The sequence below is a fragment of the Cupriavidus lacunae genome (genome assembly GCF_003353055.1).
Taxonomy (GTDB): domain Bacteria; phylum Pseudomonadota; class Gammaproteobacteria; order Burkholderiales; family Burkholderiaceae; genus Cupriavidus; species Cupriavidus lacunae.
Window position 1 is genome coordinate 52,713 of record NZ_QKWJ01000045.1, and the last position, 6,043, is coordinate 58,755.

Genomic DNA, 6,043 nt, shown 5'->3' on the forward strand with positions numbered 1-6,043 from the left:
CCCGGATGGGGAGTCCCTTGCCATGGCCAGCATCGAACGAACTGCCTATCCTCGGTTTCCGCGTACCCTCACGCTGAAAGATCTGCAGGCCTCGTTCACGCCGCGCCCAGAGGAAATCGAGTGGGCGCAAGGCTTCGCGCGCACCGCTGAACGGCGTCTTGCGCTTCTGGTCAACCTGAAGTGTTTCCAATACCTGCGCCACTTTCCGGCAGTGGAGGCGGTGCCCTCCGAAGTCGTCGAGCACGTGTCGGCCTGCCTGGGCATGGCACCGGTTCAGCGCATCACCTATCCCGCTGCGCATACCGCGCTCTATCGCCATCACAAGGTGATCCGTACCTCGCTGGGCATCAAGCCGTATACCGATGCCCAGACGCGCCTCGTCGCGAACCGACTTGCCGAGGAAGCCGCTAGCGTGGTGGACACACGCGTGGACATCATCAACATCACGATCGAAGAACTGGTTCGGCTGGGCTACGAACTGCCGGCCTTCCGGACGCTCGATGAGATCGCGGAACAGGCCCATGCCGTGGCCGAAGCCACGCTCCATCGCCACATCGAGCAGCGCCTGTCCGCCGACCAGCGCCAATGGCTCGATCAACTGCTGGAAACCGAGTTGCCGGCGCGGCGCTCGCACTATCAGCAGATCAAGCGATCCGCAAAAAAGGCGACGCGCAAACACCTTGATCTCGTGCTGGACCAGTTGAAGTGGCTCGAATCGCTGCCTGACAACGACACGCTACTCGACTGCGTTCCGGCCACCAAACTGAAACACTTGGCCAATATGGCATCCGCCCTCGACGCGGGTGACATGAAGGACTTCCGGCCCTCCAGGCGACACGCATTGATCCTGGCCTTGATCCGCCAGATGCGCATCGGTGCGCGCGACGACATCGCGGAAATGTTCATCCGCCGCATGGGGGCGATCCACAAGAGTGCCAAGGAAGAACTCGCTCTCATCCAGGCGCGACAGCGCGAATTGAGTGAAGAACTGGTTGCCGCGCTCGAGCTAGTCATCGGCATTTTGGCCGAGTCCCTGGACGACGCCCGGACCGGCCAGCGCGTGCGCGCGCTGCTGGCACCGCACGGCGATCTGGACAAGCTGCAGGCCGATTGCGAAGCAATCCGCGTCTGGAGCGACGGCAATCACTTGCCGTTGCTGTGGAAGCCTTTCAAGTCCTGGCGTGCGGCGATGTTCCAGATGGCGAAAGGGCTGCGTTTTGTCGCGGCGACCGAAGACCGCCGACTGCTCAAGGCGTTGGATGTCGTGCTGCAGAACGAACAGCGCAAGACCGAATGGCTCGCCGACGAAGTGGATTTGTCGTTCGCCTCCGAGCGCTGGCGAAAGCTGGTGCGTCGTTCGGTCACCTTGGGCAACCCGACGAATCGGCGTTACTTGGAGGTGTGCGTGTTTTCCCATCTCGCCGGCGACCTACGCTGCGGCGACGTCTGCATCGAAGGATCGGGCAATTTTTCCGACCTTCGTCAGCAATTGATGCCTTGGGGGGAATGTCAGGCGTTGCTCCAGGACTATTGCGATCGGATCGGTCTAGCGTCCGATGCGCAAGGTTTCGTCGACAATCTCAAGAAGCTGCTGACGGAGACGGCCGAACAGGTCGACAGTGAATTCCCCCAGCACGCCGGCGACGTGACGATCAGCCCGAGCGGCGAGCCCACGCTCACACGCGTCGTGGCGCGCGAAATACCTCCCTCGGCCATTGCCTTGCAAGCCGCCATCGACAGCCGTCTCGTGCCGCGCAACCTACTGGACATCCTCGCCAACATCGAGCACTGGACTGGGTTCACCCGCCATTTCGGGCCGCAGTCGGGCGATGATCCGAAACTGCGCAACGCGCGCGAACGCTATCTGCTTACTGTCTTTGCCATGGGTTGCAACCTGGGCCCTAGCCAGGCGGCGCGACACTTGTCGAACGGCGTGACGCCACATCAACTGTCGTACGTGAATCAGCGCCACATGGGCCTGGAGCAGCTGGACGGTGCTTGCCGTGACCTGACCGAGCTGTATCTGCGGCTTGATTTGCCAAAGTTGTGGGGCGAAGGCAAGAAGGTGGCCGCCGATGGCACTCAGTACGACGTCTACGAGCAGAACCTGCTGGTCGGCATGCATTTCCGTTACCGCCGCATGGGTGCCGTGGCCTACCGGCATGTGGCCGACAACTACATCGCGGTGTTCCGCCACTTCATACCGCCAGGCGTGCTGGAGGCCATCTATGTCATCGAGGGCTTACTGAAAGCCGGCTTGAGTGTCCAGGCCGACACCGTCTATTCGGATACACACGGCCAATCCGAAGCCGTCTTTGCATTTACCTACCTGAACGGCATCCAGCTGATGCCGCGCATCCGCAATTGGAAGGATCTGCGCTTCTACAAGGCAGAGAAGGGCAGCCGCTACAAGCACATCGACCGTCTGTTCAGCGATGTCATCGATTGGCAGCTGATCCGCAGCCACTGGAAGGATCTGATGCAGGTGGCGATTTCAATCCAGGCCGGCCGCGTCATGTCGCCAATGTTGCTTCGCAAGCTGAGCCACGAGGGCCGGCACAACCGGCTGTTTGCGGCGGCGCGTGAGCTCGGTCGCGTGCTGCGCACGGTCTACCTGCTGCGCTGGATCTCGCAGAAGGAAATGCGACAGGAAGTTACGGCGACGACCAACAAGATCGAGTCGTATCACGCCTTCACCAAGTGGCTCGACTTCGGCGGCGACGTCATTACCGAAAACGATCTGAACGAGCAGCAGAAGCGCGTGCGCTATATCGATCTGGTGGCCTCGGCCGTGATCCTACAGAACACGGTCGACATGATGCGGATCATGCAAGAACTCCATGCTGCCGGCAAACCGGTGTCCGCGGCCGATGTCACCTTCATGAGCCCGTATGGCACGACCGGTGTCAAGCGGTTCGGCAACTATCACCTCGATTTGAAGCGGCCGCCGGAGCCATGGCTCAAGGAATCCTTGTTCCGCCAAGCCGTGAAACGAGCGCGCACCGACGCTGGCAATGGTTGAGCAGCAACAACAACCCAGGAGGATTGATATGAGCAATTCCGACGATACGGTCGAGACGGCCTACGGTCGCCTGGACCGGGCAGCATTGCTGCAAGCACAGCAAACATATGACACCACGAGCCTACTGCGCATGGTGGACGGTCTCGATGCCATGTTGGGGGAAGCCCAAGGTGAGGATGGGCTGCGCGATATGCTGCTGCGCCTGCATGGGATGGCGCATACCGTCATCAACGGCGCGGGGATGACAGTCGCGACCGGCGAAGAAAGTTTGCCGGAACTCGCGTTCGACACGCTATCCGAAGTGCTGCGAATCGTCACGATGCTGCAAGGCTGGCTCCGTCAGATCGAGCCGCTTGAGCAATTGGCACCACGCAATTAGTGCATAAAGGCCGCGATCTTTATTACTTTTGGGATTATGTGTCATTTTCGGCCTTATCCCGGCATGACCCCATCAGCTCAGGATCGTGATGCGTGACGTGCAGGGAGACCGCGCCAAAACGGGGGCAAACCACCAGACCACTGCCGAGAGGCCAATGAGGCACCTACAATGCGCGCATGGCTTCCGATCCTGGGCCGGCGACCCCCGTCCTTCAACTTCGAATTGCTCTGCGCGGCCTGAGCCCGCCGGTTTGGCGGCGCGTCCTCGTTCCAGAGCACTTGACGCTCGGACAATTGCACCATGTCATCCAGGTAGTCATGGGTTGGGACGACGAACATCTGCTCGCGTTCAGCATTCGTGGCAGGCGCTACGGCGAAGGCCATGGAGGAGGTGGGGGACAGTCTAGGCAACTAGTGCTGCGTGTGACCCGGAGGCCTCTCCAACTGCGCCGTGGTGGTGCCGATACAAGGTGAGAGAGAATGCGCTTGCCCTTCCTGATTCCTTACATTAAAGTAAGGAATGCAAATATCAGGAGGTGCTATGGCTTCTGCAACTATGACATCAAAAGGGCAGGTCACGATTCCTGTGGATGTGCGGACCCATCTGGGGCTGTCTACCGGGGACCGGATCGAATTCGTGCTCAATGAACAAACGGGACGCTATGAAGTGGTCCCTGCCACCCGCTCGGTAACCGCTCTCAAGGGCATTATTCGCAAGCCCGCGAAGCCGGTCTCGATCGACGACATGAACGCAGCGATAGCGGAACAGGGGGCTTCCGCCCGATGATTGGCCTCGACACGAATGTGCTCGTCCGGTACTTCGCGCAAGATGATCCTGTGCAGGCTAAGCAGGCAACCGAACTGATCGAGTCGCTGACTGCGGACTCCCCGGGTTATGTCACCCAGGTGGCCCTCGTCGAAGTCGTGTGGGTATTGGGACGGGCTTATGGTGCGGACCGCGATGAAATCACGAAGGTGGTCGAGACGCTGCTACGGACGAAAGAATTGGTAGTCGAATCGGCGGAAACAGTCTGGAAGGCATTGCGCCTTTATGGCGGATCATCGGCCGATTTCGCCGACTGCCTTATCGAACGGATGTGTCACGACGCCCAGTGTGAATACACAATGACGTTTGACACGAAAGCGGCCAAGGGCGCCGGAATGCGGCTCATAAAATAAGGGAAAAGCAATTATGAAACGTCAGCCGGTCGCCGAAGCCGTTTCGGTGGAAGTGGATGGGAAGGTTATCGACGGAACCTACACTGTTCATTCAAAAGTTGTCACGGTTGATTCCAGCAGTGGATCGGGATCGACGCAGTTAGGCGGATCACCGGCACCCGTTGTGGCTCGAATCCTTCTGCGCGAGATCGCGGATGGGGCAAAGGCCCGAGGCGATTTGTAAAGGAAAAGCTCATGACAGTTAAACAGTACGGATCGAGCATTGAAGGCACAGCGAATGATGTGGCATTTGCGTTGAACAGGCTCAGAGGTGCTGGTATCCAGATTATCTGTCCGACCGACACCGACCTCAGAAAGGTCGCCTGCCAGATTTTGGGCGTCAGCGACGATGTCGGAATCGAAAGCCATGTAGATGGCCTGGCTCAATCCATTGTTGAAGCGAGCCAGACGGAAGTAGGGATCGAACAGCGGTAAAGCGAACGCGCAGCAGCGTTGGAGCTGCGAATGAAGAAGATGGAAGAGGCACACAGCCGCTCTGTACAGGCCCTTGCGGCTCGCCTGACCAAACTCGGCGGCTGACCAACCGGAAAAGCATGAAATTTATTGCGCAAAGACATTCGTCTATCGCCAGGTAGCCGGCGCCGTGGTACGCGGCGCGACCAACCATACGGTCGGCGCTCTGATGCGTGGTCACGGTTTGGTAGGAGTCATCGCCATCGTGCTCATCTTGGGCGTTTGGGCCGTCAAGCGGCTCTTTTGAAGCGGAATAGCAATGTCAGAGGGATTTCACGTACACGGTGCCCACGACCACGCGCTTGAGCACGCGGCGGAAGTTGGTCATACCGACAGCTTTTCGGGTCGCATTGCAGTGATGACAGCGATCTTGTCGACCGCTGGGGCTGTCTTCGGGTATCAGGGCGGAGCGACACAGAACGAAGCTCTGCTACTGAAGAACGAAGCCGCCATTCACAAGACCGAAGCGGCCAACCAATGGGCCTACTACCAGGCGAAGGGACAGAAACAGGCGATTGCTGAACTGACGGCACAGCTGCCCGGAGTGGACCAAGCCACCGCCAGACGGGAAGCGCTGCGCTACGGGACAGAGAAAGAGCAGATCCGGCAGAAGGCAGAGGCGCAGGAGCGGGCGGCGAAGGACGCGGACGAGGCCAGTGAGATGGCCGTGCATCATCATCACCGCTGGGCACAGGCCGTGGTTGCAGTTCAGGTTTCAATTGCCTTGGCGGCGATCACGCTGCTCACTCGGCGCCGGTGGCTCCAGATGGCTTCGTATGGGGTCGGCGCGCTTGGAGGCATGCTAGCCGTGCTTTCAATGCTCCACATCTAGTGCAGTGTTCCATTCTGTTTGGAACTTAAGCGGCGGTTGGCGCGAATGACTTTCTGCAAGATGTCGCGAGCGCTCTTGGTCCAGATGAACGGCTTGGGGTTGGTGTTGTGGTGAGCGAT

At 59.5% G+C, this 6,043-nt stretch carries 8 protein-coding genes; all 8 read left to right on the forward strand.

What is annotated here, in order from left to right; genetic code table 11:
• The first annotated feature begins 22 nt into the window (after positions 1 to 22).
• The 8 genes from DN412_RS27210 to DN412_RS27240 all read left to right on the forward strand — a co-directional run bounded on the left by DN412_RS27210 (position 23) and on the right by DN412_RS27240 (position 5,924).
• On the forward strand, positions 23 to 3,022 hold the full coding sequence (locus DN412_RS27210; RefSeq protein ID WP_115214417.1) for a Tn3 family transposase: 3,000 nt from the start codon (positions 23 to 25) through the stop codon (positions 3,020 to 3,022).
• A 28-nt stretch (positions 3,023 to 3,050) separates the two neighbouring features.
• Positions 3,051 to 3,401, forward strand: coding sequence for a Tn3 family transposase post-transcriptional regulator TnpC (tnpC, locus tag DN412_RS27215; protein ID WP_115214418.1), 351 nt, complete (start codon positions 3,051 to 3,053; stop codon positions 3,399 to 3,401).
• A 176-nt stretch (positions 3,402 to 3,577) separates the two neighbouring features.
• Positions 3,578 to 3,874: an IS1096 element passenger TnpR family protein gene (locus DN412_RS45965; protein WP_115214419.1), complete on the forward strand. Its 297-nt coding sequence runs from the start codon at positions 3,578 to 3,580 to the stop codon at positions 3,872 to 3,874.
• Positions 3,875 to 3,941: 67 nt separating this feature from the next.
• On the forward strand, positions 3,942 to 4,187 hold the full coding sequence (locus DN412_RS27225) for an AbrB/MazE/SpoVT family DNA-binding domain-containing protein (protein WP_115214420.1): 246 nt from the start codon (positions 3,942 to 3,944) through the stop codon (positions 4,185 to 4,187).
• The gene (locus tag DN412_RS27230; RefSeq protein WP_115214421.1) at positions 4,184 to 4,579 is read left to right on the forward strand and encodes a PIN domain-containing protein; all 396 of its coding nucleotides are present in this window, start codon (positions 4,184 to 4,186) and stop codon (positions 4,577 to 4,579) included. Before DN412_RS27225 ends, DN412_RS27230 begins: the two co-directional genes overlap by 4 nt.
• A gap of 13 nt (positions 4,580 to 4,592) precedes the next feature.
• Positions 4,593 to 4,802 carry a hypothetical protein gene (locus DN412_RS43095; RefSeq protein WP_133303089.1) on the forward strand — a complete coding sequence of 70 codons (210 nt, stop codon included), beginning with the start codon at positions 4,593 to 4,595 and terminating at the stop codon, positions 4,800 to 4,802.
• An 11-nt stretch (positions 4,803 to 4,813) separates the two neighbouring features.
• Positions 4,814 to 5,053 carry a hypothetical protein gene (locus DN412_RS27235; protein WP_115214422.1) on the forward strand — a complete coding sequence of 80 codons (240 nt, stop codon included), beginning with the start codon at positions 4,814 to 4,816 and terminating at the stop codon, positions 5,051 to 5,053.
• Positions 5,054 to 5,351: 298 nt separating this feature from the next.
• Positions 5,352 to 5,924: a DUF4337 domain-containing protein gene (locus DN412_RS27240; RefSeq protein ID WP_115214423.1), complete on the forward strand. Its 573-nt coding sequence runs from the start codon at positions 5,352 to 5,354 to the stop codon at positions 5,922 to 5,924.
• The last annotated feature ends 119 nt before the right edge of the window (positions 5,925 to 6,043 follow it).

Bases quoted from the DNA above. Each gene is read 5' to 3' on its own strand.
- DN412_RS27240 (WP_115214423.1), top strand. From the start codon at position 5,352: ATGTCAGAGGGATTTCACGTACACGGTGCCCACGACCACGCGCTTGAG.
- DN412_RS27235 (WP_115214422.1), top strand. From the start codon at position 4,814: ATGACAGTTAAACAGTACGGATCGAGCATTGAAGGCACAGCGAATGAT.
- DN412_RS43095 (WP_133303089.1), top strand. From the start codon at position 4,593: ATGAAACGTCAGCCGGTCGCCGAAGCCGTTTCGGTGGAAGTGGATGGG.
- DN412_RS27230 (WP_115214421.1), top strand. From the start codon at position 4,184: ATGATTGGCCTCGACACGAATGTGCTCGTCCGGTACTTCGCGCAAGAT.
- DN412_RS45965 (WP_115214419.1), top strand. From the start codon at position 3,578: ATGGCTTCCGATCCTGGGCCGGCGACCCCCGTCCTTCAACTTCGAATT.
- tnpC (WP_115214418.1), top strand. From the start codon at position 3,051: ATGAGCAATTCCGACGATACGGTCGAGACGGCCTACGGTCGCCTGGAC.
- DN412_RS27210 (WP_115214417.1), top strand. From the start codon at position 23: ATGGCCAGCATCGAACGAACTGCCTATCCTCGGTTTCCGCGTACCCTC.
- DN412_RS27225 (WP_115214420.1), top strand. From the start codon at position 3,942: ATGGCTTCTGCAACTATGACATCAAAAGGGCAGGTCACGATTCCTGTG.